Below are 24,423 nucleotides of genomic sequence, written 5' to 3'. Positions count from 1 at the left end.
AACAGTCCGGTTCAATCGGGCCAATGCCCCAAATTTCCAGTATTCTCTCCCAACATTTTTTACCCTCTCTCCCTTATGGTAAACCGTCCCTCTCCCTCGCCTCCCGTTATGGAGGAGGAAGAATCAAATCTTTCCCTGGATCTGGCCCTCGCCATCCTGCGCCGCTACTGGTTCATCATCATGTTGGCTGCCGTAGCGGGAGGAATGCTGGCCTTTTATCTGGCGGGAAGACAAAACTACGTTTACCAGAAAACGGCCAGCATCATCATGCGGGATGCAAAATCGGGAACGGACGCTTCCTCTGACCGGATCATGTCAGAGCTGGGCATTGATTCCGGCGCCGCCAATCTGGCCAATGAAAGTTTCATCCTCAAATCCACCGCCGTCATGAAAAAAGTGGTGGAAGACCTCAAACTCAACACTTCTTACTGGTACTCCCAAGATTTCCGGAAAATAGAGCTTTACAACAGCAGCCCCATCCTGGCCGTCTTTGAAGAAATTGGAAAACAGCGCTCCTGCTCCTTCTCCATCACTCCCCGGGGAGAACAAAACTTCATTCTGGCCTATACCACCAGCCAGAAAAAGACAACAACTTTAGAAGGAACGTACGGACAATCCATCGCCCTTCCCTTCGCCACCGTCTCCATCCATCCTACTTCCCTGATGAACGAGGAATGGGACGGCAAACCTATCATCATTAACCACCTTACCGTTCTGGAAACTGCCCATGGCCTCTTAAAAAACTTCTCCGTTACCAGACCGGACGTCAAGGAATCCAGCCTGCTGGAAATGACGCTTACGGCAAATAACCCGCAGAAAGCTGCCGACGTTCTCAACCAGCTGATCGCCGTTTACAACCAGGTTTCCATTGATGAAAAAAAACTGGCTGCCCAAAAGACGAAGAAATTCATTGAAGGGCGCCTGGAGGAACTGGAAAAAAGCCTGAACAAGGCAGGCAAGGAACTTACGGATTTTAAAACAAAAAACGATATCGCCGGAAACGCGGAAACCACCATAAGCGCGGACTTCAGTTCAGCCCAGGCGCTGGAAAAGGAAATCTTTGACTTGGAAACCCAGATCAAGCTGGCGGCCGTCCTGGCAGACAACCTGAAGAAAACCGTCCGCAACGATGGCCTCATCTCCGTGGATACCGGGCTGGCGGACAACGGCATTTCCCGCCAGATAGAAGGCTACAATGAAGCCTTTCTGGAATATCAGAAAATAGCGGGGAGTGCGGGCTCCCAAAACCCCATCGCCGTAGGACTGCGGGAACGGATGGATTCCACCCTCTCCGCCGCCAATAAAGCCCTGGCCAACTACCGCAGCAATCAAAACCTTAAACTTGAAGAACTCAAGAAAAAACGCGAGACTCTTTCGGAACGCCTGACCAAGACGGCTACCAAGGAACAGGAATTTACCCCCCTGATCCGGGAACACAAGGTCAAGGAAGAACTTTACCTGAACCTGCTGAGCAAGGAGCAGGAAAACGCCATGGCCCTGGCAGCCGCAGAATCCAGCGCCAGAGTCCTGGAAACCGCCCACGGGTCGGATCTCCCCATCGCCCCTAAAACGGAACAATATATCGCGGCCGGCACCCTTGGCGGTGCAGCTCTGTGCTTTTTTGCCTTCCTGGGTCTGGGCATGATGAACAACAAGGTGAAAAACAAGCATGACCTGACAGGCCAAACCAGACAGCCCATCATCGCGGAACTGCCCCGGATGAGCAAAAAAGAGCGCAAAAACACCTCGCTCTTCATTAAGGAGGAACAGTCTGTGATGGCGGAATGCTTCCATATCCTGCGCAACAACGTAGACTCCCTTCTTCCCCGTCCCGATGAAGGGGGGCATGTGATTATGCTCACTTCCACCACCCCCGGAGAAGGCAAAACCTTCACCTCTGCCAACCTGGCCGCAACCTTTGCTAAAGCCGGAAGAAAAGTCCTGCTCATTGACGGGGACTTGCGCAAATTCTCCCTAACCCGTCAAATGGGCGGCCATGGCCGCCGCGGACTCACCTCCATTCTGCTCAACCAAGTGGACGATCCTTTCCATATCATCCGTCAGGCCGGAGAAAACAACACCCCATTCGACTTCCTGGGCACGGGCCCTGCCGCGCCCAACCCCGTCACGTTGCTTAGCCAGCCTCTCCTGGCACAGATATTGGAATGTTTCAGAAAAAAATACGATGCCGTCATCATTGACACACCACCTTACGGCATACTGGCAGATACAGCCATCCTTGCGGCTTTGAGCGATATTTCCCTGTATCTCATCCGCAGCGGAATGATAGACAAACGGTATTTCAACCAAATACAAAAACTGGCGGATAGCGGCAAACTGCCGAATCTCGCTTACATCATCAACGCCGTGGACTTCAAGTCCTCAAGCTACAGCTATTACGGTTACAACTACGGTTACCGGTACAGCTATGGCTCCGGCAGAGAAGCCGCCGGGAAAAACTAGCCCCCCTCCCTGTGGCACTCCACCTGTGAAACCATGTTCCGCAACCTGTTTACCCCCAGGCATACGACCTCCAGCCTCTTCCCGGACGGCATGGACATGCATACCCATATCCTGTGGGGAGTAGACGACGGAGCATCCTCCCTGCAGGAAAGCCTGGGCATCATACGGCGTCTTAAATCCTTCGGCCTGAAGGGGGCCTACTGTACCCCCCACATCAAGGCCTGTTATCCGGAAAACACGCCGGACTTCCTCCGCCGCCGCTTCGAACAACTGCTGGCCTCCGTTATAAATGAACAATTTGAACTCAAACTGGCCGCCGAATATATGCTGGACGATCGGTTTGAGGAACAAATCAGCCGATATGCCCCGCTCACGTATGACGGCACGCACCTGCTTGTAGAACTGCCCCAGCACTATCTCCCCGGCACATGGAAAGACATGTTCACAGCCATCCGGGACAAAGGATATGCCCCGGTGCTGGCTCATCCGGAACGTTACGGGCGCCTCCTTCCCCAGGAAGAACTCCTGGACCTTGCACAAAAGGAAAAAGTCAAATTTCAAGGCAATGTGGGCTCCCTTGGCGGTTTTTACGGCAAATCCGCCGCCGCCAGGGCAAAAGACCTCTTCTCCGCCGGGATTTACTCCTGGTGGGGAACCGACAGCCACAGCGCCGCCATGGCAGGCCGCATGCCCCTGAAAATCTAGTATCTCCTTACCCTCCATCTCCCCCGTACCAAATCCCATGCCACGCTCTGCAACCAAGGCCTCCTCAGGCAACCCGCTGCCCGCCGACTTTTACGGCCGCTGTGGCAAACGCGTCCTGGACTTCACGGTCGCGCTGCTCAGCCTGGTGTGCCTGATTCCGTTATTCGCCATCCTGGCCGTCCTGCTGGTCGTCATTCAACGGACGCCGCCCTTTTTCCTGCAAAAGCGCATCGGGCGCGGCCTCAAACCCTTTTATATCATCAAATTCAAAACCATGAAAGACACCAGGGACGCGGAGGGGCGCCTGTTGCCGGACGAACAGCGCACCACCTTTCTGGGCTCCCTGCTACGCCGCACTTCCCTGGATGAACTGCCGGAACTCGTCAACGTCCTGCTGGGTGACATGAGTTTCATCGGCCCCCGCCCGTGGATTCCGGAGCAAATGGCCATCTTTACCCCCTCTACCCGGAAAAAAAGAATGGCCCTGCCCCCGGGCATCACGGGATTGGCCCAGATCCACGGCCGCAACAACCTCACCTTCCGCCAACGGGTGTGCTACGACCTGCGCTACAAACGTCACCTCTCCTTCCGGTATGACCTGAACATCCTTCTTTATACCTTCTACAAGGTCATCAAAGAGGAAGGCATTCACCAGCGCCCGGACGCCCTGGGTAAACCCGCCCTTACCGTAATGCCCAAAGACCCGCATACCAGGGGGCTGCGGGGGAACAGTGGATTTTATAATGGGAGCCATCAAACGGAGACCCTTTAACGTGATTTTCCCAAAATGAAGATTTCAGTTATCACGGTTTGTTACAACAGTGTGACAACACTGCAAGACACACTGGAGAGCGTTCTGCGACAAACCTACCCGGACGTGGAATACATTGTGGTGGACGGGGCCAGCAAGGATGGGACAAAAGAGCTCATTGAAAAATATGCTCCCAAATTCTCCGGCCGCATGAAATGGATATCCGAACCGGACCAGGGAATCTACGATGCCATGAACAAAGGCATCCGCATGGCTGAGGGAGACGTGATCGGCTTCCTCAACGGAGACGATTACTACCAGGACAACCTGGTTCTGGAAGACATTGCCCGTGCCTTTGCCCTGAACCGACCGGATGCCGTGCACGGCAATCTGTCCTACGTCAATTCCAGACGCCAGGTTGTCCGCACCTGGCAGGGTTTCCCCTACCGCCCCGGAGCATTCCAGAAAGGCTGGAATCCCGCCCATCCCACCTTTTACTGCACCAGGCGGTGCTTTGAGCAGTACGGCATGTTTGATCCCTCTATCGGCAGTGCGGCGGATTTCGAGCTCATGCTCCGCTTCATTGAAAAGCACCGCATTTCCACTCATTACCTAAACCACTTCATGGTCTTCATGCGCACGGGTGGCTCTAGCACGGCCGGACTCAGTGCAGTCCTGCGCAATACCAGGCAAAACAGAGATTCATTTAAAAAAAATAATCTCTACTGCCCATGGCATTATCCCTTATCAAGATTTTACACAAAAATTTTTTCTCTTCAATCACCTTTGCTATACATTCGCAATGCATGGGGATGGTTTCGATAGTGCAGTTTTTTCCCGAATTTTCTCTTATGCTCAATACAAAAAAATTATACTTGCTGAATCTTGTCTGGCACCTTTTACCCGAAAGCTGTTTCTTTAAATTCAAGAATATGCTTCTCCGCTGGGCGGGCGCCAAAGTGGGACGAAACGTCCGCATTACATCTTCCGTTACAATCAACGGAGCGTTAAATCTTGAGATAGGAGATCATGTTTTCATTGGGGGACATACTTACTTTCTCGGTTCCGAAGGTAGTTCCATTATTCTTGAAAGCCACTCTACAATCAGTTCGTTTGTCGTTTTATGCACAGGCTATCATCGCTGGTCTGCCGATGGCGAAAGCGTTGCGAAAGAAGGGTGTTTCGGGAATATTCGCATCGGAACGGGCAGTTGCGTTTTAGCGCGGGCCTTTATTCAACCGGGAGTGACCATAGGCAAAATGGCCCTGGTTGCTCCTTGCGCCTGCGTTGCGAAGGACGTTCCCGATTATATGTTTGCAGCAGGAGTTCCGGCCACAATTCTGCGAGATTTAAGAGAGCAACCCCGGGAAAGCTGAATATGTTTCAGTATATACGACAGCACAATACCGTTGCATTCGCAATAAGCGTGTGCATTGCGTGTAATGTCCTCGCGTTTTTCAGCTATCCTGTCATCATTTATTATTTAGTGCTATTTCTGGCTTCCGGATATGTATTTTTTAAGGCAACAAGAATTACGTTCTGCATTTTGTCTCTTTTGATCGGCTGCGCGCTCAGCATCCTCTTCAACAATATTCCCAGCCTGTTTCATGCGGAATCCCGTTTTATTTACTTTTCGCTGCTTCTGATTGTTGCCTCTCCTTTGCTTACCTCCCAATCCCTGACTAATTTACGCCAAAACATGTTCATATGGATGATCTGGCTTTCCCTGCTCATTGGCACAGGTTCTCTGCTAGCCTATTTTCTGGGCATCAATTTGGCACGCAATGATATTGACTTTGCCTTCGCCGTCAATGCCGGTTCCTTTGGTGGCATCACCTTGCATTCTATGCTGATGGGTCCGTTTGCCGGCATAGGAATGTGTTATATGCTTTGGGGCATTCTATCCCAAAAAATAGCTGCTCAAAAAGTCGAATATTGGAAATATATCATTCTTGCATGCTGTATTGCCACGACATTGCTTTCTTCTTCCCGGGCCGCGAATATGGCTACTCTGGCCGGGGCTATATCCATCGTATTTTTCTTGTTCAGAAAACGGCAATCCAAATTAGTAAAATATGCCTTTATTGCCAGCATCTCCGTCTTTATCTCATTGCCGCTGATGGAGGTATTTTCTGAAGGGCTGGTCAACAAGCAGATAGGCAATGAGAATATGGGTTCTATCACTGCATCACGAAACAAAGCATGGCAAACAAGAATCCATGAGTTTTCAAACAGTCCGATTGTGGGAATAGGCTTTTCCTCACAGACGGTAAGCAAAGATTCCGGGGCTATCAATTTACTATCGGGCAAGATAGAGCCCGGCACTTCTTGGGGAGCTGTTTTTTCCATGACGGGGCTGGTAGGCGGCCTTTCTTTTGTATGCATTGTTTTGATTAGCCTGTCAAAGGTATGGCAGATGGTTAAAAAAGAGGATAACTGGTCTTCGTTTTTGGGCGGTGTGCTTATCATCTTTCTTTTTCATTTTATTGCGGAGGGGTATATTTTTGCAGGCGGGTCGCCCTTGAACTTCATGTTTTGGTTATGTGTCGGCGTCATCTTCTCGTTGGAGAGATACAAATTGCAGCCTGCTTCCATTCCTTTTTTCAATTAAGACCATGCAATTTTTATTTTGGCAAAATATGCTGTCTATTCATCAATCAGCGCTTATCTCGGCCCTGGCTGATGATCATAAGGTTTTACTTGTTGCCGAGCACACGATGGACGCCGACAGGATTGGTACGGGATGGTCCGTTCCCGATATGGGCAAGGCTTTGGTCATTATAAGCCCCTCTGAAGAGGAAGCGGACAAAATTTTGGATGATTACAGGGATGCAGTTCATGTTTTTTCAGGAATCAACGCTTATCCCCTCATCTACCGTCAATTCAAACGGGCTTGCAAACAAGGATGCTTCATTCTGAATTATCTTGAGACATACAAATATTTGGGATTCTCCGGCAGGCTGCGCTGTCTGAAATATACTTTGCTTCGTCTCCGTTATGGACGATATATCAAGGGAATATTGGCCACAGGAAATACGGCGGTACAAGCTTATCAAGCGGCAGGATATCATAAGGACAGGATATTTGACTGGGGATATTTTACGGAAATTCCCGTCACCGAGTGTCACAATTTTTCCGGAAAGAATAAGGAGGTTTCTTCCCTTCCGGATATTGTGTATGTGGGGCGACTGGATCACCGGAAAAGGATATTGTCCCTTGTCCAAACACTGAAAAAAATGACCGGCTTTTTCAATAAGCTGTATGTGATTGGATCAGGCCCTTTGAAAAACGAGCTGAACGCCTTAATCAACAGTGAAAATTTCAGAAGTAACGGCGAATTGTCCATTGAATACTGTGGTACAATGGAAAACAAACAAGTACAGTCTTTTATAGCGAATTGTGATATTCTGGTCCTCCCCAGTGTCTATGACGGTTGGGGAGCTGTCGTAAACGAGGCTTTGATTCAGGGAACTCCCGTCGTTTGTTCGGAGGATTGCGGAGCTTCCACCTTGTTGAAAGATAAATGGAGGGGAGAGACCTTTTCCTGGAAAAAAAAAGACGACCTGTACAATGTTCTCAAAAAGCAACTGCTTCATGGGAAAGTGCGTAATGAGTTGCGCCAGCGTATCCATTCATGGGCATTCGATAATCTTTCCGGAAAAAAAGCCGCCTCATATCTTGTTGAAATTGTAAATTATGTGAAAAAGTCCGGACCAAAACCCACCGCTCCGTGGCTTAAAGAGGAAAAATGATATGAAAATCTTGCATTCCGTATTGACGATGGGTGAAAATAGTGGAGGAACTACCCATGCCGTTTCTTCCCTGGTAAGGGGCTTGAATCAGGCAGGATGCTCCGCAGACGTACTGAGCCTTGACACTTCTTCACGGGGAGAAAAGGTAATAGGCAAACAGGAACAGGGATTTTACGGCGTCCCTTATGATGCCCGAACACCTTGGTGTTATTCAAAAAATATAAGATGTTTTTTGAAATCTCATGATGAATATGACATTTATCACGCAAACGCCATTTGGTCTGATGTACCGCATGCGACCGCCCTTTATGCCCGGCGCCACAGGAAACCCTATATCATCAGCCTGCACGGGGGCATTGGCGCGAATGCCCTGCTCCACAATCCCTGGCGCAAGCGCATCATGCTGCGTCTTGTATTAAACAAGGATTTACACATGGCGGCCTGCGTGCATGCGACCAGCAAACAGGAGGCTGACGCCTACAGGGCTTTGGGGTTTACAAATAACGTAGCTTTGATAGGCAATCCCGTTCCCATCCCTGATTATCTGGATACTTTGCCGCGTCAGCAATCCCGTTTCAGGCTTGGTTATCTGGGAAGAATTCACCCCTTGAAAAAAATAGATCATTTGATCCGTGCGTGGGCATCAGCGGGTCACGCCGTGCGCGAGGGAGAGCTTTGCATCATTGGCGGCGGGGATGAAGCTTATACGGCCATGCTGCACGAACTCGTCAAGCAACTGGGATTGGCCAATGTTCGTTTCACAGGCTTCCTTTCCGGCAAACGTAAATTTGAAGAACTGGCGGCCCTGTCGGTTCTGTGCCTGCCAAGTGATTCGGAAAATTTCGGGCTTGTCGTTGCGGAAGCCCTTTTGGCGGGAACGCCCGTTATTGCTTCACGCCATACTCCATGGCAGAGCTTGGAAACAGAACGATGCGGTTATTGGACGGATAATACCGTTGATGGTTTAAGCCACGCCATTTCCGCCTGTGCGGACAAGAACGCCGAAGAGCTGTCCGCCATGGGCAGAAGAGGAAGAACATTCATTGAACGGGAGTATCATTCTTCCATCATTGCCGATAGAATGATAACCCTTTACCAATATATTACAGGGAAAGGCCCCAAACCCGATTTTGTAATATGAAGACCAAACTTGATCTTTCCGTTATTATTTTAACATATAACGAACAATTGCACATACGCCGTTGTCTGGAAAATGTATGCCCCATGGCAAAATGCATCTATGTCATTGACTGCCATTCCTCCGATGCGACTCGGCAGATATGCGAAGAGTTCAACAATGTCAAAGTTATTGATCATGAATGGCCGGGAAACCAGGCGGCACAGCTCAACTGGGCCCTGGACCATCTGAACATGGAAACCTCATGGGTCCTGCGTCTGGATGCGGATGAATATCTTTCAGATGAACTCAAGGAAGAATTGCAGGCCAAGCTGCCGAGTATGCCTGACGATGTCACGGGGCTGATATTCCCATTGCGGCGGATTTTCATGGGCCGTGAAATGAAACATGGCCTTCCCCGGATTTTGCTGATGCGAGCATGGCGCCATGGAAAAGCCTGTTGTGAAACACGTGCGATGGATGAATACATGGCGCTGTTGGAAGGCCGTTCCGTTGAAATGCAGCATTGGTTTGCAGATCACAGTTTACTGAATTTGGAGCAATGGACGACAAAACACCTTGGTTATGCCCGGCGCGAGGCAGCCATGTTAATCAAACAGGTAGAGTCTCAATCCGAATCCGGTCATTTGAGTCAACATGCCCGACGCAAACGGCATCAAAAGGCGTATTATGCACGCCTGCCTTTGTTTTGGCGCGCTTTTGCCTACTTTATCTACCGCTATTGCTTTAAGTTGGGCTTTTTGGACGGCAAGGAAGGGTTCCTTTGGCATTTTCTCCAAGGATGGTGGTACCGCACCCTAGTGGACGCCAAGGTATATGAAATGAAAAAAAACGGTAATTTTTGATGTCACAGGTCATTCAATTGATGCAAAAACAAAGAATATCGTGGCTGGATATCGCCAAGGGCATTGGAATTTATTTCATTATCCTGGGGCACACCTTGTCTGATCCTTCTGTTCCCGGTTGTGGAACCCTGCATGAATACCTGTACTCTTTCCATGTGCCGTTTTTTTTCATTCTCTCGGGATTGACAGCCAAATGCGGTCAAAACGAATTCAGCGGTTTTTTGATCAAAAAGCTGAAAACTCTGTTCATCCCTTATCTTGTATTCGGAATATTGAGTATCATCATTTTCCGGTTGGCGGGAGCATTTGCCCATTCGGCTTTGATGCATAGCGACGGGGATTTTTCTCTGGCAAGCAATCTGCTCAACCTTTTTATTCTGGGTGACTTGCAATTCAACCGTTCTCTCTGGTTCCTTCCCTGCCTGTTGCTGATGGAGTTGTTGGCATGGCCTTTCTTAAAATGGGAAGACGCTGTGTGGGGACGGGAAAATTCTTGTTTCAGGGCATTGGCTTTCCTGGCCGTATTCATTCTTGCTTGGAGTGTTGCCGGTCATGCATGGCCATTGGGCATACAACGCTTCCAAGTGGAAATTGCCATGTTGCCCTATTTATTCGCAGGCATGCTTCTGGTCCCCGTCCTCCGCATTCCTTTTGCAGAGTTCCGCATGCGGTTTGCTGCGTTTATAACCGGAGCGGCTCTTGTCGGACTGGGACTGTGGCTTTGGATCTTATGTCCCGTCCATTACAACAGGGAAATCGGGTTTACGATCTTTGCTCCTTTCACGGCTATCGTCGCCCTCGTCAGTTCCCTCGGCTATGTGGGCTTAAGCGCGGCCCTTCTGGCAGGAAGACCCATTGAATACGCCGGGCGGGCTTCTCTGGTTATTATGTGCCTGCACAAATTCCCCGTTGTTTTTTTCCAGACCTGCCTGCCGTTTACGGCCATGCCGCTGGCCAGAATGAACTATGTGGTCGGAACAAGCGTGGCGCTTGCATGCTTATTGCTATGCGTTGCCTGTTACTTCCTTATTTCCAGATTTTGCCCGTTTTTACTGGGCAGATTATCCTTTCACCCCCGAACAGCCAAGAAATGAACCGGAATGACGGCCACGGCCATGCTATTTACCGCTGTTTTAACATTTGAATGAAGTGAACCAACTCATGACTCCGTTTTTTTCCATTGTGATCCCGGCATACAATGTCGAACTTTATCTCCAGGAAACTCTTGATTCGGTTTATGCCCAGACATTCGACAAATATGAAATCATTGTCGTTGATGACGGATCAACGGATGGCACTCCCGAAATGCTGGCCCGGCAGAATGATCCCCGCCTCCGTGTGATACGTCAACAAAACGCAGGCGTTTCAGCGGCCCGCAATACAGGAATTGCAGCGGCCCAGGGAACATTCATCGCGTTTTTAGATGGCGACGACATCTGGGCGCCATGGCATTTGGAGCATGCCTGTCATTTTTTTGAGGAACATCCGGAAGTTCATTGGTATGCCTCCCCATTTTTACGTTCCGACTGTGTCAAGGAAAGTCTTGCCGGTCTTGAACCGGATCCGGGATACGATGTCGTGGATTACTTTTCCGGCAACGCATGGGTATGCTCTTCCACCGCCATTCTGGCGAAAAAGGCCATTCCAGGAAAAGAACTTTTTCCGACGGACATGGCTTACGGAGAAGACGTCCTGGCCTGGTTGAGCTTTGCCCTGCAATCTCCCTTGATCGGAATGGGAAGGAAAGCCGATTGCATTTATCGTTTTCACGCTTCTTCAGCGGTGGCGACGCGGGCGGCAGATATCAATACGGAAATCGTCTCCAGCCGCGGCCTCTATGAGAAATGGAACGCTTTATATGAAGAAGGAAGGCTGGACCAAGCCCTGTCATTCTGCCGCAAACATCTTGTCGGTAAATGGATACGCAGTATTTATCTGAACAATGGACGGGAATGGAGCCCCCATTTACGGGAGCTGCATTCTCTTCTGGGGTGGCCTTGCCGAAGCTGGACCACCGCCTATCATCTATTGTCCGAAGGTCTTTCTTTTATTTTTTCACTTCCGCTTTGTCTGCATTTCTGGCTCAAAGGAAACCGGGTTCCCCCGCCCGAAGAGAATGCAGCTCAAAAACAGCATTCCGCCGTTCCAGGGCAAAGATGGGAGATTCAGCCGCCGGAGAACGGCGCCCCGCTCTTCTCCGTTGTTATTCCAGCGTATAATGTACAGGAATACATAGGAGACACGTTGCAAAGTGTTTTTTGCCAAACATGTGCCGACTTCGAGATTATTGTCGTGGAGGATGGTTCTACAGACGATACGGCCAGGATTCTTGCCGAACTCAAAGATCCTCGTCTCAGAGTGATACGCCAAAAGAACAAAGGCGTGTCCGCGGCCCGAAACGCCGGGTTTGCCGTAGCACGGGGCAAATACATAGCTATGCTGGATAGTGATGATCTATGGAAGCCCTGGCATTTGGAACTGGCACGCCGGTTCTTCATATCACATCCCGAAGTATGCTGGCATTCCTCCAAATGCGAAATCGTAGAAAAAATACCGGGTGATTACTTGTCTTCCGCCATGCCGGAAGACACGCACAGCTCCGCCATACATTTTTTCAAAGACAGGCGCATCCGGTATATGAGCAGTTCCAGCTTGTGCATTCGCCGGGAAGCCATAAAAGAACTGCCGTTCTTTCCTGAGAGCATGGAATATTCAGAAGACACGAGCGCTTTCATCCGCTTTGCCCTTACTCATTTGGATTATGGGGTTTCTCATGTAGAATCAGCCTTTTATCGCCGGCGCCCCGGATCCGCGACGGCCCGTGTGGTTCCCAATGCCCGTAAGTGCCTTGAGTCGGATTGGGAGATATTCCATCAATATGCCATGATGTCACGCGAGTGCCCCATGACTCCCGAGGCGGTACGAAGCATGCGTTCCAGCATCTTGTCCAAATGGATGTATCAAATACTTCGCAACAGCCCGGCATGCTGGCTGCCGACGCTGAAACCCACACGACCGCTCATGGGAATTGCCCCTTATCTATGGGTGCGCCTTTACATTGCGGCCTCAAATATGACGGCGAACATATTTGCGCTCCCTTATTTGTTAAAAAATGGTAGACCTTCTTAAATGCGAGCCTGTTTCACGATGCCGCCAATTGACGGCCGAAACGGCATAAATTAATTAGTCGATTGCAATGGACCAGATTATAGAAAAGGACGATTGCTGCGGATGTGGAGCTTGCGCCTGGGCGTGTCCGCGTCATTGCATTAAGATGGTTGCTGATGCAGAAGGCTTTTTATACCCCGACATCAATCAAGACGATTGCATTGACTGCCATATATGCCAAAAGACTTGCCCCGGGCGGCATGCAGATGAAATCCGCCATGGCGGCAATGGCCAGGAAATAATTGCAGCAACCAATCAAGACCCCGCCCTGCTGAACAAAAGTTCATCCGGAGGAGTTTTTCTGGAACTATGCACATATGTCATCGCGCAAGGAGGAATGGTGGCTGGCGCCATTTATGATGATGAGATGACCATTCGTCATGTGCTGAGGGAAAGAATGGAGGATTGTCTCGCCTTTGCTGGCTCCAAATATGCGCAAAGCAGCCTTGGAGATATATTCTCTGAAATTAAGGAAACGCTAAAAACAGGACGCTTGGTTTTATTCAGCGGTACGCCTTGCCAAATTGCCGGATTGAGGCGTTATTTGAAAAAAAGCCACCCTAACCTGCTGACGTGCGACCTAGTCTGCCATGGAGTGGCCAGTCCTCTTGCTTTTGAAGGATATGTCAAGTGGCTTGAAGGTTATCAAAAAAAACGTATTGCCTCTATCTGCATGAAGGACAAAACCCATGGATGGTTGAACCCTCAAATACGAGTCGAATTCTCCAATGGAAAAGAACTTAACGGTTCTGATGAAACCCAGGTATGGCAGAGGGCATATAATAGCGCTTTGTACATGCGCCCGTCATGTTATCGCTGCCCTTATACTTCCTTTCAAAGAACGGGTGATATTTCCCTGGGGGATTTTTGGGCGGTTCAGAACATCAAGCCGGACATCTTCAATCCTAATGGAGTGTCTCTGGTTTTACTTAACACGGAAATGGGGAGGGAGGTCTTTTCCCACATCAAGGGTAACTTCAAAACGGAGCCCCTGTCGGAAAAAGAAGCCATACAATCATCTCTTTCGGTTCCAGTCAAGATGCCGGAAGGGCGTTCATCCGTCATGAATTCCTTGAGTTCAAAAGGATTCATGTCTCATGCGCGCAGTTTCCGTTCAAGTCGCGCTACCCGTTACAGAACCAGGCTGGGGCGTTTTATCAGGATGGTGGCATCAAAACTCAATTCCCGGAATCAATAATGGAACAGGCAGATACAAAACGCATTGCCCGGAATACGGTTTTCCTTTATCTGAGAACAGCCTTTTCCATTCTGGTCTCGCTCTATACGGCACGGGTCATCCTGAACGCGCTCGGCATAGAAGACTTCGGCATTTACAATGCCGTGGGCGGCATGATAGCCACTTTCGCCCTTTTAAATGCAGGGATGACCTCATGCATCCAGCGCTATTTGACCTTGGGTCTGGGCAAGTCGGACATGATGGAACAAAGCCGGATTTTTAGAACTTCCATCAATATCATGTTGATCATTTCATTAGTGACCGTGGTATTTGCGGAAAGTATTGGACTCTGGTTCCTGAATCACAAAATGGTTTTTCCCGCCGACAGTTTTTCTACCATCAATTGGGTTTACCAGTTTTCAGTCGTCACGTTCGTATTGGGGGTTCTCAGCATTCCCTATAATGCGGCGTTAACGGCTCATGAGCATTTTGACAAATTTGCCTACATAGGCATCTTTGAAGTCATCTTGAAACTGGCTATTGCACTAACGATCAGCTTTCTTGATTCCAACCGCCTGGTCATCTATGCGGTTCTTGTGATGCTTGCCGCATTTTGCGTCAGGTATATTTATGCGGCCTACTGTACCCGGCATTTTGAAGAGTGCAAATATTCGTTCATACTGGATATTCCATTGTTGAAAAAGATGTTTGCCTTTTCATTGTGGAATTTTCTCGGAAGCAGTTCATATATTTTGAAAACAAACGGCATCAATATTTTGATTAATTTGTTTTTCGGAGTCACGCTGAATGCGGCAATTGGCGTTGCGTCTCAAATTACAAATGCGGCTTGCAGTCTTGCCGGTAATTTTACGACCGCCATTCATCCTCAGATCACCAAGGCGTTCGCCAGGGCCGATTACGCCACAATGAACAAACTGGCCTATATGGAAGCCCGTTATTCTTTTCTTCTCTTATATGCAATAGGATTTCCGCTGATTGTAGGGATGCCTGCAGTTTTGAGCCTTTGGCTAGGAGAATACCCGGAATATGCCGTTTCCTTTTCACGCCTGATTATTTTAAATATCATCATTGATACCATGGCGACCCCCCTGGTTGTCATTATGCTCGCCGTCGGAAAAATTGCGTTGTACCAGATTTGGATCAGTTCCATCCTGTTACTTAACGTACCGCTATCCTATTTGTGTTTCAAATACACGGGAAATCCTGAATCCGCCTATATGATAAGCATACTATTGTCGCTTATAGCCTTTATTTCCCGATTCCCTCTCCTAAAAAGGTTTATACAATTCCCCTTCGGAGCATTTGCCCGAAATGTATTCCCCCGAATCGCCATGACCGTTTTAATTTCTTCTTTTACAGTCATAGGTATCCAACAAACAGGCATATTGTCGCCCGATGATCTCGGTAATATTTTATTGATTATTTCCGCAATCGTCCTGGGCTGCCTTTCCATTATTTTTTTCGGAATGAACAGACAAGAAAGAATTTTTCTTTTTGATACATTGCGGAGAAAACTTCCTTTTTAACAATAAGAGAGACAAATAATGAAAGCCTTAAAATTGCGTTCCGCATTCAAATGTATACAAGTGATTGTACATGAATATTGCCAAATGGTATGGAAAAACCTGTTTTATCGCATCATTACACGGAAAAGCGCTTCATGCCTGCATTGCGATTTTATCTTTTCGGCAGGGAGAGCATGCAGAAGCGCCGAGATGCTCAAGTACCTTGGAATGCGCCAAATGTCGTGCCCATGTGACTGGATGACGAATTACAGTCTGAAAACTTATGGACAACTTATTTTCTCCCGGACATTTTCTCTGTTCAATACATGGATGGAGCTTCCATCTAACCATCATTTCCGAGTAGTTCAGGATATGGAAACCGGCATGATTTCTTCTCATGACTTTTTGAAAACATCTTCCGTGGATGAGGGAATGGCACTTTTCCACTCCAAAATGTCGCGAAGAACCTCCGCTCTTTGTGATAGACTGGAAAAGGGAAAAAACATCGGCTGCGTGATGAACAGAGAGGAAGATGATGATAGCATAAGAAATTTTTGCATGGTACTTTCTAAAAAATTCCCCCATGCAACCTTCAAAGTCCTGAATATTAAAAGCAGCCCTGGTATGCAGGGGATTAACAAACGCACTGTTTTTGAATCAAATAATGTATCCTTGTATGAATATACATTTGACGACACTCCCGCAAATAACCCAGAATGGCTGGGAAACAGGGATATGTGGCTGAAATTGATTTTAAGTGAATTTCATGTAAAACGCTGGAAGAGACACCTTTACCCCTGGAACTTCCCTTTATTGAACGAGCTGCTCAGTTCTGTCCGGCATCAAAATATAGATTTCTGAAAAATGAAAAACTGCAAAATATCCTTTGTCAGGAATACTCCATCCTGGCTCATTGAAAATGTCATCTCGGGGCTTTCCGATATTGAAGGGATAAAATTCCATCATCTTAAAGAAGGAGGGGACTATTTGTTCGCCACTCCTTTCATGTACTCATCATTCGTTTCGTTTTCCGATTTTCTAGACAAAGCACCTTCTGCAATCACAATCATGCATTGTGTAGGAGAAGCTATTATGCCCGATTTAAATATTTTTGATTATTACATCGGGTTTTATCCGGAAGCCTGCGGAGACCGTATTATTCAAAGACTGTATGAAAGGGAGTTGCGGCGGAAAATTTCCGAATGCAAAAAAAGACCTGCCGTTCAAATACTCAAAGAAAAGAAAGCATTTTGCAATTTTATCTACTCTAACGGAAAAGGGCATCCCATGAGAGGCCAGCTGTTCGACCTCCTTTCCCATTACCGGAAAGTAGATGCCCCAGGACGCTATAAACACAACATAGATATACTGACCTCCCGTCATAACAAAGACTGGCTTTCTGAAAGCATTGACTTAAAGAATCCCTATAAATTCTCCATTTCGGCGGAAAACGCCTGGTTTCCCGGATATACTTCAGAAAAACTCCTTACCAGCATGCTGGCGGATACGTTGCCTATCTACTGGGGCAATCCCGAGATATCCAATGAATTTAATCCCGATTCTTTTATCCATGTTGATCATTATTCCAATCTTAATGAACTTCTGGAATTTATTATCAGGGTAGATCTCGATGATGAATTATGGTGCCGTATCATGGACGAACCATGGAGACTGAAAAAACAGATAGAGGAAGATGACAGGATATTTGAGCATTACGTGAAAAGATACGGTAATATATTCAAGCAGCCAATTGAGAAAGCTTTCCGAAAGGGAAACGGATACTTTGAAGACATGTACAGGAATCAGATGAAAGCAGGAATGGGATTGCGATTACTCAATGAAAATATCAGTTCGAATTGCATGAAATTCATAAAAAACATGCCCCGCTTTTTTAGAAAAAAATAGTTGATTCACCGAAAAACATGAATATAGGTATCCTTACGTTTTTGGGAGCATCGAATTGTGGAGCAGTCCTTCAAGCCTACGCCCTTCAACAGGTTTTACGTAGCCTGGGGCATTCTTCCGAAATTATTCAATATAGAAAACAATTCCCCTTCCATTTGCGGAACTACCTGCGGAAATCTCCGGCAGCCACGCTTTCTCTTTGGAAATCCCATGTGCTGAAAAGATTATATCAACAAAAAAATATACGCTGCCTGACATTGTCGTGCCGCAAATATCATTCACTATCCGAATTGGAAAACGGAAAGCTGCGCTATGATCTCTATATTACCGGAAGCGACCAGATATGGAACAGCGGCATTACCGCAGACGGGGAGCTGGACCCTGTTTATTTTGGAACCTTTGCTCCATCCTCTTCCAGACTTGTCTCTTATGCCGCCAGCATGGGCCAGGGAATTGACCTGGCGCGGCATCCCGACCAGCTCCGGCAATATTTGGCGCGATACGATGCCATCAGCATAAGAGAGGTCAATATTGCGGAAAAACTGGAAGAGGTCATAGGCAGGAAAGTATCAGTATGCATGGACCCTACCCTTCTTCTTTTCGCTCACGACTACAGCGATCTTGTGCAAAGAGAAACGGACAAGGACACATGCCCCTCCCCCTATCTTGCCAGCTATGTCTTATACCCCATAGGTGATTCCGAAGGCTATATGAAAAAATATGCGCGGGAGCATCACCTGCGCTGGGTGAATCTCGTCAATTCAGCCTCTGGGGAACATTTCAAAAAAGCTCTCAATACGAGAGTCACCCCGGAAAAATGGCTGTGCTATATAAAAAATTCTCAATGCATTATTTGCAGTTCTTTTCATGCCGTCGTTTTTGCTCTCATCTTTCACAAGCCATTTGTTTACATTTGTCCTGAAAACCAGAAGACGGGGAACGCGCGTCTCTTGTCCCTGCTGGGAATGCTGGGCTTGCAAGACCGCCATTTGTCGAAGCTGAACGAACAGGCGCTTTCCTTGCTGTCAGAAGAAATTGATTGGAAAAAAGTGGATCGTGTGATTGAACAACAGAGGGCCGACTCCCTCGCCTTTTTGAAAAATGCCGTAACCAATAGAGAGGAATAAGCAATGTTTTTACGCACATTGAAAAGTAAAATAGGGTATTTTATCCGGCAAATACGCCCCCTGAAACAGCATCTTGCAAATACTGCATACGACTTTGCCCGCTTCCGCAACTACTCGGCATACCGGGAACAAAATGAAATTGATAAACTCATTCCCCTGTTGCAGTGGTATACGCATATCATTGAAAAGGGGTTGTCTCTTGAAAAAACACGGCTCTTTTTCGGTAAGGCCGTTATTGCGGATATCGAACACTTTCTGATGCATATTGAAAAATTGGGAGGTAAGAAAAACGTACCGGAAATACAATGCTGCCTGGATGTCCTGACTGCATATGTTCTCTTCAATCAAACTCATGCATCAGAGGAACTTTTAAAGGAGAATGAGACTTATCTTGAACATATCTCCGGGCTTGTAAAAAAGTACAGGTCATCTGAACACACCATTTGCAAAGGGGGTACGCTCACGTTCACCCGTTCCAAATACATGGACGACGCGCGGCAGCCCTGGCCCTTTTTGTCCGCATCACGCTTTAGCGTAAGACACTATACGGGCCAGCCAATTCCCAAGGAGGACATATGCAAGGCGGTTCAATGGGCGATGAAATCTCCTTCCGTCTGCAACAGGCAAAGTACAAGACTCAAGATCATATACAACAAGGAAAAGATCAGGCAGGTACTTTCCCTGCAAAAGGGAACGGGAGGATTTACGGACACCATAGGAGCCTTGATCATGGTGGCGGGTGATTTGAAGTCTTTCTCCTCCCCTCATGAAAGAAATCAGGTTTTTATTGATAACGGCATCTTTTGCATGAACCTTCTTTATGGACTTCAATATTTAGGCTACGGGACATGCCCCTTGCATTGGTTTTGGGGAAAGGAGCATGATCTTAAACTCCGGAAATTGATACAATTTCCGGAAAACTGGACCGTTTCATGTTTTATCAGCGTAGGCTGTCTGCCGGATGAATTTTCGGTACCCATGGGGTATCGGAAGGAGTTGTCTGAAATTTGCTTTTTTGAGGAAGAGGAATCACAATGAAAATAGGCATCATTACTACATACTCATGGTTTAAATCAACGCATAATTACGGCTCCGGCCTGCAAACATATGCGATGATATATTTCTTGCGGAAAAAAGGACATGACGCCTTCCTGATATGCAATACGACCGGAATTTACCCGGAACTGAAATATTCGGGATTTTTCTCCCGTTGCGGACATTATATTTACCGTTATTATATAGCATTACAATCTTGGGTTAACCGCCGCTCCGGACTTTCCCGGCAAAATCCGGAACCACCCGAAAAGAATCTCGCTTTTACAAAATTTCTGGACTCCTGCGTGCCTCATACGGACGAAATGAGCGGGGAACAGGTGGAAAGCGCCCCTCCGGAGGCGGATGCCTATATCGCCGGCAGTGACCAGATATGGCAAGGCGTAAATGCTCTTAACTTCCTTTCATTCGCACCTCCCGGAAAAAAAACGATTATTTATGCCGCAAGCTCTGCGTGGACCAGTTTGGACAAAACTTGGAAAAATACGGTCAAAACACTCATACACATTCCTCAGCATGTCTCAGTACGGGAAGACGCAGGATTGTCTGTGTGCCGGGAGATGGGCAGGAAAGACGGGGTACTGGTTTGCGACCCTACACTTTTGCTGATGCCCGACCAGTACCGAACCGAAATCAAATCCCAATGCATATCTGCTTCCATCCCGGAACATACATTGCTTGTCTATCTGTTGAACATCAAAAATGGGCAACAAATGCACCAACAGGCCATTCAGGCATTGTCGCAACAATCAGGTACAGAAATTCGCATGGTGCCATGCCAAGGCAGCCGCCCCTACATCGCCTCGCTACACCTGTATGAACCTGCCCCTCTGGAATGGTGTTCAGCCATTGATCAAGCTCAATACGTGCTGACGAATTCCTATCATGGCACCATTTTTTCAATATTGATGCATACTCCGTTTTTAGTGATGCCTCAAACCAATAAGGAATCAGCCGAGCATGCCAGATTTGAAAGTCTGCTACATATCCTGGGACTCGAAGACCGTATCTGCGATCCGGCCCAGCCCCTGTTTGCCCAGATGTCCTCCTCCATTGACTGGAATGACGTTGATGCCCGTTTGGCGGTCTTTAGAAAACAATCGGCGGATTTCCTCTTGAAAGCACTGTCGTAACAATTGAATTTAGAAATAGGAAAAGATGCATACACCTTTATTCAGCGTTCTGGTTCCCGCTTATAATATAGAATCCCTAATTCGGCAAACGCTGGAAAGCGCTCTGGCGCAGACCATCCAGGATCTGGAAATTGTCGTCGTGGACGATGGGTCATCAGACAAAACGACTGAGGTTGTCCATTCCTTTACCGATCCCCGAATTCGCCTAATTCATCAAGCCAATGCAGGAGTTTCCGCAGCACGCAACCGCGCTATCGCCGAAGCCCGAGGAAAATATGTGGCTTTTTTGGATGGAGATGATGTGTGGCTTCCATTTCATTTGGAAACAGCCCTTCGTTTCTTTGAAGCTTATCCGGACATCCATTGGTACTCGTCTGCCTTTGAATATCGGCAACATATCACCAAGGAGGATATGCAACGAACAATAAACGGCACGCCGCCATGGGAAGTATGCAATTATTTCATTGTGCGCATGCAGGACTGGACGGCGGTTTGGACTTCAGCTATCGTCATGGAACGGAGCTACATTCCAGAATCACTGTTTCCTCCCGGCATCAAAAATGGAGAAGACGAAATGGCTTGGGCGAAATTTGCAAGCACTCAATTGTATTTCGGCAACTGTTCTGCCGTAACGGTCTATTACCGACAACGCCGTTTTTCCGCTTCCACCGTCATTATGAGCAACGGCCCCGAGAAATTTACGGCTCTTTTTGAAACGGCAGCTTTCTACAGTGAGCTCGCTCGGGACAGGAAATTCGACAGGGAAACCACCCGCAGCCTGAGGGATTTTGTAGAATATGCCTGGGAGCAAAGTATCGCAGGCGGCAGCCTGTTTCGATGGACGGAGTTCATGCCGCGTACGAGAAATCTTCAAAGTTTTCCACTGCATGTAATATTGCGGCTTTGTTATTGGAGCAACGGCATGCCGAATACTTTTTGGAAACTAGTATGCAAAGTATGTCGCAGGAGCGGGCTTTTTAAGTAACATGAACTCCATTTTCTTTTCTCCCTACCTCTTCAGACACTGACATGAAACAAAAAATAAAGGAACCTATATACTTAAGTAGCCGGTGATTCTCTATTGAGATTACACCCACTCTCCTCAACAATTTTCTTTGCGACCTCTTCAACAGCCCACCCCATAAACTCTTCCATCGTGACGTTTTTCTGAGCGGCGGCTTTCATGGCGAGATTGATAACCCGGTTACTAAGAGGGAGATAATGAGGGAAGTTACCTCGTTTGAGGTAGAAACGGCCTCTTTGGCCGTCCATAAATGTTCCCTCCACCACCCGTCCCTCCCAGGCTCCGCTCCGGCTCATTGCGGGGCTGAATGCACAAATATCGGACTGCTGGGGATGTGGATGACCTGCAATTACGGAGCCGTCCTGACCTCCTATACCCTCCTACCGCACGCTGGAACGGATGGGGAAGAAAGTGTCCCTGCTTGATTTTTCCTATACCCGACCGGCAAAAGGGCACCTGCACGGTTTTCAGAAAATTTCTGGCACAGGAAAAGCTCTCCATCATTCCCATGCACAACCTGGACCATGCGTATTACATGAACGACCATTTCGACACGTTCATGGTGGGATCGGACCAGGTTTGGAATCCGGGATTCCTGGGGTCCCTGTTTTTCCTCGACTTCGCGAAAGGGGAAAAGAGAAAAATCGCCTACGGGCCGTCCATGGCCCGGCACGACAAACCTTCGGAGCGCTACCTCCGGAAAATCTCCAGGCTGCTGAAACGGTTCGACCCCATATCCGTCCGGGAACAGGGCATGGTTGACCACCTGCGGCAGCATTTCGGCTGCGGACAGCACCTGGGTCATGGACCCCGTATTCCTGCACAGCCGGGAGCAGTGGCTTAAACTGGCGTAGCCAGCTGGAAGGTGCCTGAAATTTCGTCGTCTCCTACATCCTGGACCCCACGGAGTCCAAGCGGAAACTGCTTCTGGACATATCTTCCAGACTGCAAGCTCCGCTGCTGAACATGGTGGACATTCAAAGAAGGAGATCAACAACCGGGAACTTCTCAATCTGCCCGGCACGATGGAGGAAGCAACGCTGAACGACTGGCTCGGCAACATCGCCCATTGCAAGAATTTCATCACGGATTCCTGTCTCGGTATTTGCTTTGCACTTATTTTCAAAAGGCCGTTCATCTGCATCGACAATCTCCTGCGAGGTTCCGGCCGCTTCATCTCTCTTCTGGAGCTTTTTCATTTAAGGGAGTGCATGGTTACCGGAATACGCAGATAGGATTCCGGATGAAACAAGCTTGGAGATGGATTATGGAGCCGTAAACAAGATACTTCAGGCGCACATTGAACAATCCGGCCAATGGCTTCGGGACGCGCTTTCCAAAAAACGTCCTGAAGCGCTGGAACATACACCCTACTCCACAGAGAAAAATTAACCGGAAATCCCTTCTACAAAGTGGCAGCTCATGAAAAGAAAAGGAAAAAGGCTGCTGGCCAAGGTATACCACTGTCTTGTCCGCCGTTGACACAGGCAATCCGGAATGTTCCTGCAACCTGCTGACAAGGAACCATTTCCGAATTCATTATCTTAATCAGAAAGAGGAAGCATTGAATATTTTCCTTTAAAACAGGAGCATTTCCCATTCCGGGCTCCATTTAAACAGGCATTCGTTTTAAATATAAACATATTTTTCTTTTAAAGACTTTCCTTATTGAAGAATATTAATATAATCGCCTTCACAAACCACCAATCATGCAATACAAGAATATTATTACAGCGGCATGTGCCATCATGGGTTCTCTCTCCGGAACAGCTTCTGCGGACATTACTCCTCCGCTGGAATCGCTGAATTCCCCTTACGAGGCCTCCCGTCCGTTCTCCGCCACTGTGGGAACCGGTTACGCCACCAAGTACGTCAGCCGCGGCCTGGCCTTCCAGCAGTCCGGCAGCGACCATGTCGTTCCCGTGGAAGCCGTAGGTGCCTATGACCTGAACAGCAAATATTCCATTCTGGCCGGGCTGAAATACCAGTGGCTGACCCAGAACAATCTGGATCATGACAGCACCGGTATTTCCGACGAATCCACGGGGCTGCTGGGAATCTCCCGCAAATTCAGCAATTACACGACAGCGGCCCTGAGCTACCAGTTCGTGAACGGCGGCCTTCCCGGCGCGCTGAACATCCACAAGGGAAACACCTCCGGCTTTCCGGCCTTTGACCATGGCCGGGCGGAAGAACACAGCTTCGTGCTGGACATCCACCATAACTTCGGCAAGGGGCTGGAAAACTTCTTCTGGGATAGCCGCGTGCAGTACACGTTCCGCTGGATGTCCGGCTGGTGGTTCTCCAACACGCTGGGCTACAAATATGACTTCAACCGCTCCACCTCCCTGATCGTGTCCGGAACCTGGAATGCCACGGCAGGATATTTTGACCGCAATTCCCTCAATGCCAACGGAACGCAGGGTATTTCCCTGACTGTGGCCGTACCTTTCAAGGCTATGGAACGTCTCGTCGTCACACCCTTTGCCGGCACGGTCTGGCTGGGCAACGGCGGCATGGCCGCCAATCATCGCGGCGCCTCCGAACGGTTTCCCTGGAGAACACCCTCCAAGGTATACCGTAATTTCACCTTCGTTGCGGGGGTGGGCGTGGCCTATTCCTTCTAAAGCCCCATCTTTCCAGCGGGCTCAGGCGT

The 24,423-nt window shown here is 48.3% G+C and carries 23 protein-coding genes; 21 read left to right on the top strand and 2 right to left on the bottom strand.

Annotation, left to right across the window (positions count from 1 at the left end; translation table 11 throughout):
- The first annotated feature begins 75 nt into the window (after positions 1 to 75).
- From V3C20_RS11260 to V3C20_RS11170, 19 genes are all read left to right on the top strand, one after another.
- Positions 76 to 2,463, top strand: a complete 2,388-nt coding sequence (locus tag V3C20_RS11260) for a polysaccharide biosynthesis tyrosine autokinase (RefSeq protein ID WP_130084592.1) — start codon at positions 76 to 78, stop codon at positions 2,461 to 2,463.
- Positions 2,464 to 2,496: 33 nt separating this feature from the next.
- On the top strand, positions 2,497 to 3,168 hold the full coding sequence (locus tag V3C20_RS11255; RefSeq protein WP_130084593.1) for a CpsB/CapC family capsule biosynthesis tyrosine phosphatase: 672 nt from the start codon (positions 2,497 to 2,499) through the stop codon (positions 3,166 to 3,168).
- Positions 3,169 to 3,205: 37 nt separating this feature from the next.
- Entirely contained in the window at positions 3,206 to 3,940 is a 735-nt protein-coding gene (locus V3C20_RS11250) for a sugar transferase (protein ID WP_130084594.1), read from the top strand.
- Between the two features lie 15 nt (positions 3,941 to 3,955).
- Positions 3,956 to 4,744 carry a glycosyltransferase family 2 protein gene (locus tag V3C20_RS11245; RefSeq protein ID WP_290511885.1) on the top strand — a complete coding sequence of 263 codons (789 nt, stop codon included), beginning with the start codon at positions 3,956 to 3,958 and terminating at the stop codon, positions 4,742 to 4,744.
- The gene (locus V3C20_RS11240; RefSeq protein ID WP_290511886.1) at positions 4,726 to 5,295 is read left to right on the top strand and encodes a hypothetical protein; all 570 of its coding nucleotides are present in this window, start codon (positions 4,726 to 4,728) and stop codon (positions 5,293 to 5,295) included. The genes V3C20_RS11245 and V3C20_RS11240 overlap by 19 nt, the downstream gene beginning before the upstream one ends.
- Positions 5,296 to 5,297: 2 nt before the next feature.
- Positions 5,298 to 6,530: an O-antigen ligase family protein gene (locus tag V3C20_RS11235; protein WP_161981411.1), complete on the top strand. Its 1,233-nt coding sequence runs from the start codon at positions 5,298 to 5,300 to the stop codon at positions 6,528 to 6,530.
- 4 nt (positions 6,531 to 6,534) lie between these two features.
- The gene (locus tag V3C20_RS11230; RefSeq protein WP_130084597.1) at positions 6,535 to 7,671 is read left to right on the top strand and encodes a glycosyltransferase; all 1,137 of its coding nucleotides are present in this window, start codon (positions 6,535 to 6,537) and stop codon (positions 7,669 to 7,671) included.
- Between the two features lies 1 nt (position 7,672).
- Positions 7,673 to 8,812: a glycosyltransferase gene (locus V3C20_RS11225; RefSeq protein WP_130084598.1), complete on the top strand. Its 1,140-nt coding sequence runs from the start codon at positions 7,673 to 7,675 to the stop codon at positions 8,810 to 8,812.
- The gene (locus V3C20_RS11220; RefSeq protein WP_130084599.1) at positions 8,809 to 9,654 is read left to right on the top strand and encodes a glycosyltransferase family 2 protein; all 846 of its coding nucleotides are present in this window, start codon (positions 8,809 to 8,811) and stop codon (positions 9,652 to 9,654) included. The genes V3C20_RS11225 and V3C20_RS11220 overlap by 4 nt, the downstream gene beginning before the upstream one ends.
- Positions 9,654 to 10,748, top strand: a complete 1,095-nt coding sequence (locus tag V3C20_RS11215; protein WP_130084600.1) for an acyltransferase family protein — start codon at positions 9,654 to 9,656, stop codon at positions 10,746 to 10,748. Before V3C20_RS11220 ends, V3C20_RS11215 begins: the two co-directional genes overlap by 1 nt.
- A 67-nt stretch (positions 10,749 to 10,815) precedes the next feature.
- Positions 10,816 to 12,783: a glycosyltransferase family A protein gene (locus tag V3C20_RS11210; RefSeq protein WP_130084601.1), complete on the top strand. Its 1,968-nt coding sequence runs from the start codon at positions 10,816 to 10,818 to the stop codon at positions 12,781 to 12,783.
- Positions 12,784 to 12,850: 67 nt separating this feature from the next.
- Entirely contained in the window at positions 12,851 to 14,020 is a 1,170-nt protein-coding gene (locus tag V3C20_RS11205; protein WP_130084602.1) for a Coenzyme F420 hydrogenase/dehydrogenase, beta subunit C-terminal domain, read from the top strand.
- Positions 14,020 to 15,546: a lipopolysaccharide biosynthesis protein gene (locus tag V3C20_RS11200; protein WP_130084603.1), complete on the top strand. Its 1,527-nt coding sequence runs from the start codon at positions 14,020 to 14,022 to the stop codon at positions 15,544 to 15,546. Before V3C20_RS11205 ends, V3C20_RS11200 begins: the two co-directional genes overlap by 1 nt.
- 18 nt (positions 15,547 to 15,564) lie before the next feature.
- Positions 15,565 to 16,386, top strand: a complete 822-nt coding sequence (locus tag V3C20_RS11195) for a DUF1796 family putative cysteine peptidase (RefSeq protein ID WP_130084604.1) — start codon at positions 15,565 to 15,567, stop codon at positions 16,384 to 16,386.
- Positions 16,387 to 16,389: 3 nt separating this feature from the next.
- Positions 16,390 to 17,430 carry a glycosyltransferase family 10 gene (locus V3C20_RS11190; protein WP_130084605.1) on the top strand — a complete coding sequence of 347 codons (1,041 nt, stop codon included), beginning with the start codon at positions 16,390 to 16,392 and terminating at the stop codon, positions 17,428 to 17,430.
- A gap of 17 nt (positions 17,431 to 17,447) precedes the next feature.
- Positions 17,448 to 18,557, top strand: a complete 1,110-nt coding sequence (locus V3C20_RS11185) for a polysaccharide pyruvyl transferase family protein (protein ID WP_130084606.1) — start codon at positions 17,448 to 17,450, stop codon at positions 18,555 to 18,557.
- Positions 18,558 to 18,560: 3 nt separating this feature from the next.
- Complete coding sequence (locus V3C20_RS11180) at positions 18,561 to 19,595, top strand: nitroreductase family protein (protein WP_130084607.1); 1,035 nt, start codon at positions 18,561 to 18,563, stop codon at positions 19,593 to 19,595.
- Positions 19,592 to 20,743, top strand: coding sequence for a polysaccharide pyruvyl transferase family protein (locus V3C20_RS11175; protein WP_130084608.1), 1,152 nt, complete (start codon positions 19,592 to 19,594; stop codon positions 20,741 to 20,743). The genes V3C20_RS11180 and V3C20_RS11175 overlap by 4 nt, the downstream gene beginning before the upstream one ends.
- 25 nt (positions 20,744 to 20,768) lie before the next feature.
- Entirely contained in the window at positions 20,769 to 21,728 is a 960-nt protein-coding gene (locus tag V3C20_RS11170) for a glycosyltransferase family A protein (RefSeq protein WP_130084609.1), read from the top strand.
- Positions 21,729 to 21,802: 74 nt separating this feature from the next.
- Here the strand turns inward: V3C20_RS11170 and V3C20_RS11165 are convergent, their stop codons facing one another.
- The gene (locus V3C20_RS11165; protein WP_275124805.1) at positions 21,803 to 21,928 is read right to left on the bottom strand and encodes a hypothetical protein; all 126 of its coding nucleotides are present in this window, start codon (positions 21,926 to 21,928) and stop codon (positions 21,803 to 21,805) included.
- Positions 21,929 to 22,074: 146 nt separating this feature from the next.
- On the opposite strand from V3C20_RS11165, the gene V3C20_RS11160 reads away from it, so the two are divergent.
- The gene (locus V3C20_RS11160; RefSeq protein WP_130084611.1) at positions 22,075 to 22,611 is read left to right on the top strand and encodes a polysaccharide pyruvyl transferase family protein; all 537 of its coding nucleotides are present in this window, start codon (positions 22,075 to 22,077) and stop codon (positions 22,609 to 22,611) included.
- Positions 22,612 to 22,744: 133 nt separating this feature from the next.
- Here V3C20_RS11160 and V3C20_RS11155 read toward each other — a convergent pair whose 3' ends face one another.
- A complete protein-coding gene (locus V3C20_RS11155; protein WP_130084612.1) occupies positions 22,745 to 22,966 on the bottom strand; it encodes a hypothetical protein in 222 nt (73 codons plus the stop codon).
- Positions 22,967 to 23,476: 510 nt separating this feature from the next.
- Between V3C20_RS11155 and V3C20_RS11150 the strand changes: the two genes are divergently transcribed.
- On the top strand, positions 23,477 to 24,394 hold the full coding sequence (locus V3C20_RS11150) for a hypothetical protein (protein WP_149874579.1): 918 nt from the start codon (positions 23,477 to 23,479) through the stop codon (positions 24,392 to 24,394).
- The last annotated feature ends 29 nt before the right edge of the window (positions 24,395 to 24,423 follow it).

Source organism: Akkermansia sp. RCC_12PD (assembly GCF_036417355.1).
In the GTDB taxonomy this organism is placed as follows: Bacteria; Verrucomicrobiota; Verrucomicrobiia; order Verrucomicrobiales; family Akkermansiaceae; genus Akkermansia.
This window is presented reverse-complemented; position numbering and strand designations above follow the sequence as displayed.

Excerpts from the sequence above, each read along its gene's own strand:
- V3C20_RS11165 (WP_275124805.1), bottom strand. The coding sequence starts at position 21,928 with ATGAAAGCCGCCGCTCAGAAAAACGTCACGATGGAAGAGTTTATGGGG.
- V3C20_RS11150 (WP_149874579.1), top strand. The coding sequence starts at position 23,477 with ATGCAATACAAGAATATTATTACAGCGGCATGTGCCATCATGGGTTCT.
- V3C20_RS11185 (WP_130084606.1), top strand. The coding sequence starts at position 17,448 with ATGAATATAGGTATCCTTACGTTTTTGGGAGCATCGAATTGTGGAGCA.
- V3C20_RS11205 (WP_130084602.1), top strand. The coding sequence starts at position 12,851 with ATGGACCAGATTATAGAAAAGGACGATTGCTGCGGATGTGGAGCTTGC.
- V3C20_RS11200 (WP_130084603.1), top strand. The coding sequence starts at position 14,020 with ATGGAACAGGCAGATACAAAACGCATTGCCCGGAATACGGTTTTCCTT.
- V3C20_RS11250 (WP_130084594.1), top strand. The coding sequence starts at position 3,206 with ATGCCACGCTCTGCAACCAAGGCCTCCTCAGGCAACCCGCTGCCCGCC.
- V3C20_RS11210 (WP_130084601.1), top strand. The coding sequence starts at position 10,816 with ATGACTCCGTTTTTTTCCATTGTGATCCCGGCATACAATGTCGAACTT.
- V3C20_RS11230 (WP_130084597.1), top strand. The coding sequence starts at position 6,535 with ATGCAATTTTTATTTTGGCAAAATATGCTGTCTATTCATCAATCAGCG.
- V3C20_RS11180 (WP_130084607.1), top strand. The coding sequence starts at position 18,561 with ATGTTTTTACGCACATTGAAAAGTAAAATAGGGTATTTTATCCGGCAA.
- V3C20_RS11155 (WP_130084612.1), bottom strand. The coding sequence starts at position 22,966 with ATGAAAAAGCTCCAGAAGAGAGATGAAGCGGCCGGAACCTCGCAGGAG.
- V3C20_RS11255 (WP_130084593.1), top strand. The coding sequence starts at position 2,497 with ATGTTCCGCAACCTGTTTACCCCCAGGCATACGACCTCCAGCCTCTTC.
- V3C20_RS11160 (WP_130084611.1), top strand. The coding sequence starts at position 22,075 with ATGCACAAATATCGGACTGCTGGGGATGTGGATGACCTGCAATTACGG.
- V3C20_RS11235 (WP_161981411.1), top strand. The coding sequence starts at position 5,298 with ATGTTTCAGTATATACGACAGCACAATACCGTTGCATTCGCAATAAGC.
- V3C20_RS11175 (WP_130084608.1), top strand. The coding sequence starts at position 19,592 with ATGAAAATAGGCATCATTACTACATACTCATGGTTTAAATCAACGCAT.
- V3C20_RS11215 (WP_130084600.1), top strand. The coding sequence starts at position 9,654 with ATGTCACAGGTCATTCAATTGATGCAAAAACAAAGAATATCGTGGCTG.
- V3C20_RS11220 (WP_130084599.1), top strand. The coding sequence starts at position 8,809 with ATGAAGACCAAACTTGATCTTTCCGTTATTATTTTAACATATAACGAA.
- V3C20_RS11170 (WP_130084609.1), top strand. The coding sequence starts at position 20,769 with ATGCATACACCTTTATTCAGCGTTCTGGTTCCCGCTTATAATATAGAA.
- V3C20_RS11195 (WP_130084604.1), top strand. The coding sequence starts at position 15,565 with ATGAAAGCCTTAAAATTGCGTTCCGCATTCAAATGTATACAAGTGATT.
- V3C20_RS11240 (WP_290511886.1), top strand. The coding sequence starts at position 4,726 with ATGGGGATGGTTTCGATAGTGCAGTTTTTTCCCGAATTTTCTCTTATG.
- V3C20_RS11245 (WP_290511885.1), top strand. The coding sequence starts at position 3,956 with ATGAAGATTTCAGTTATCACGGTTTGTTACAACAGTGTGACAACACTG.
- V3C20_RS11225 (WP_130084598.1), top strand. The coding sequence starts at position 7,673 with ATGAAAATCTTGCATTCCGTATTGACGATGGGTGAAAATAGTGGAGGA.
- V3C20_RS11260 (WP_130084592.1), top strand. The coding sequence starts at position 76 with ATGGTAAACCGTCCCTCTCCCTCGCCTCCCGTTATGGAGGAGGAAGAA.
- V3C20_RS11190 (WP_130084605.1), top strand. The coding sequence starts at position 16,390 with ATGAAAAACTGCAAAATATCCTTTGTCAGGAATACTCCATCCTGGCTC.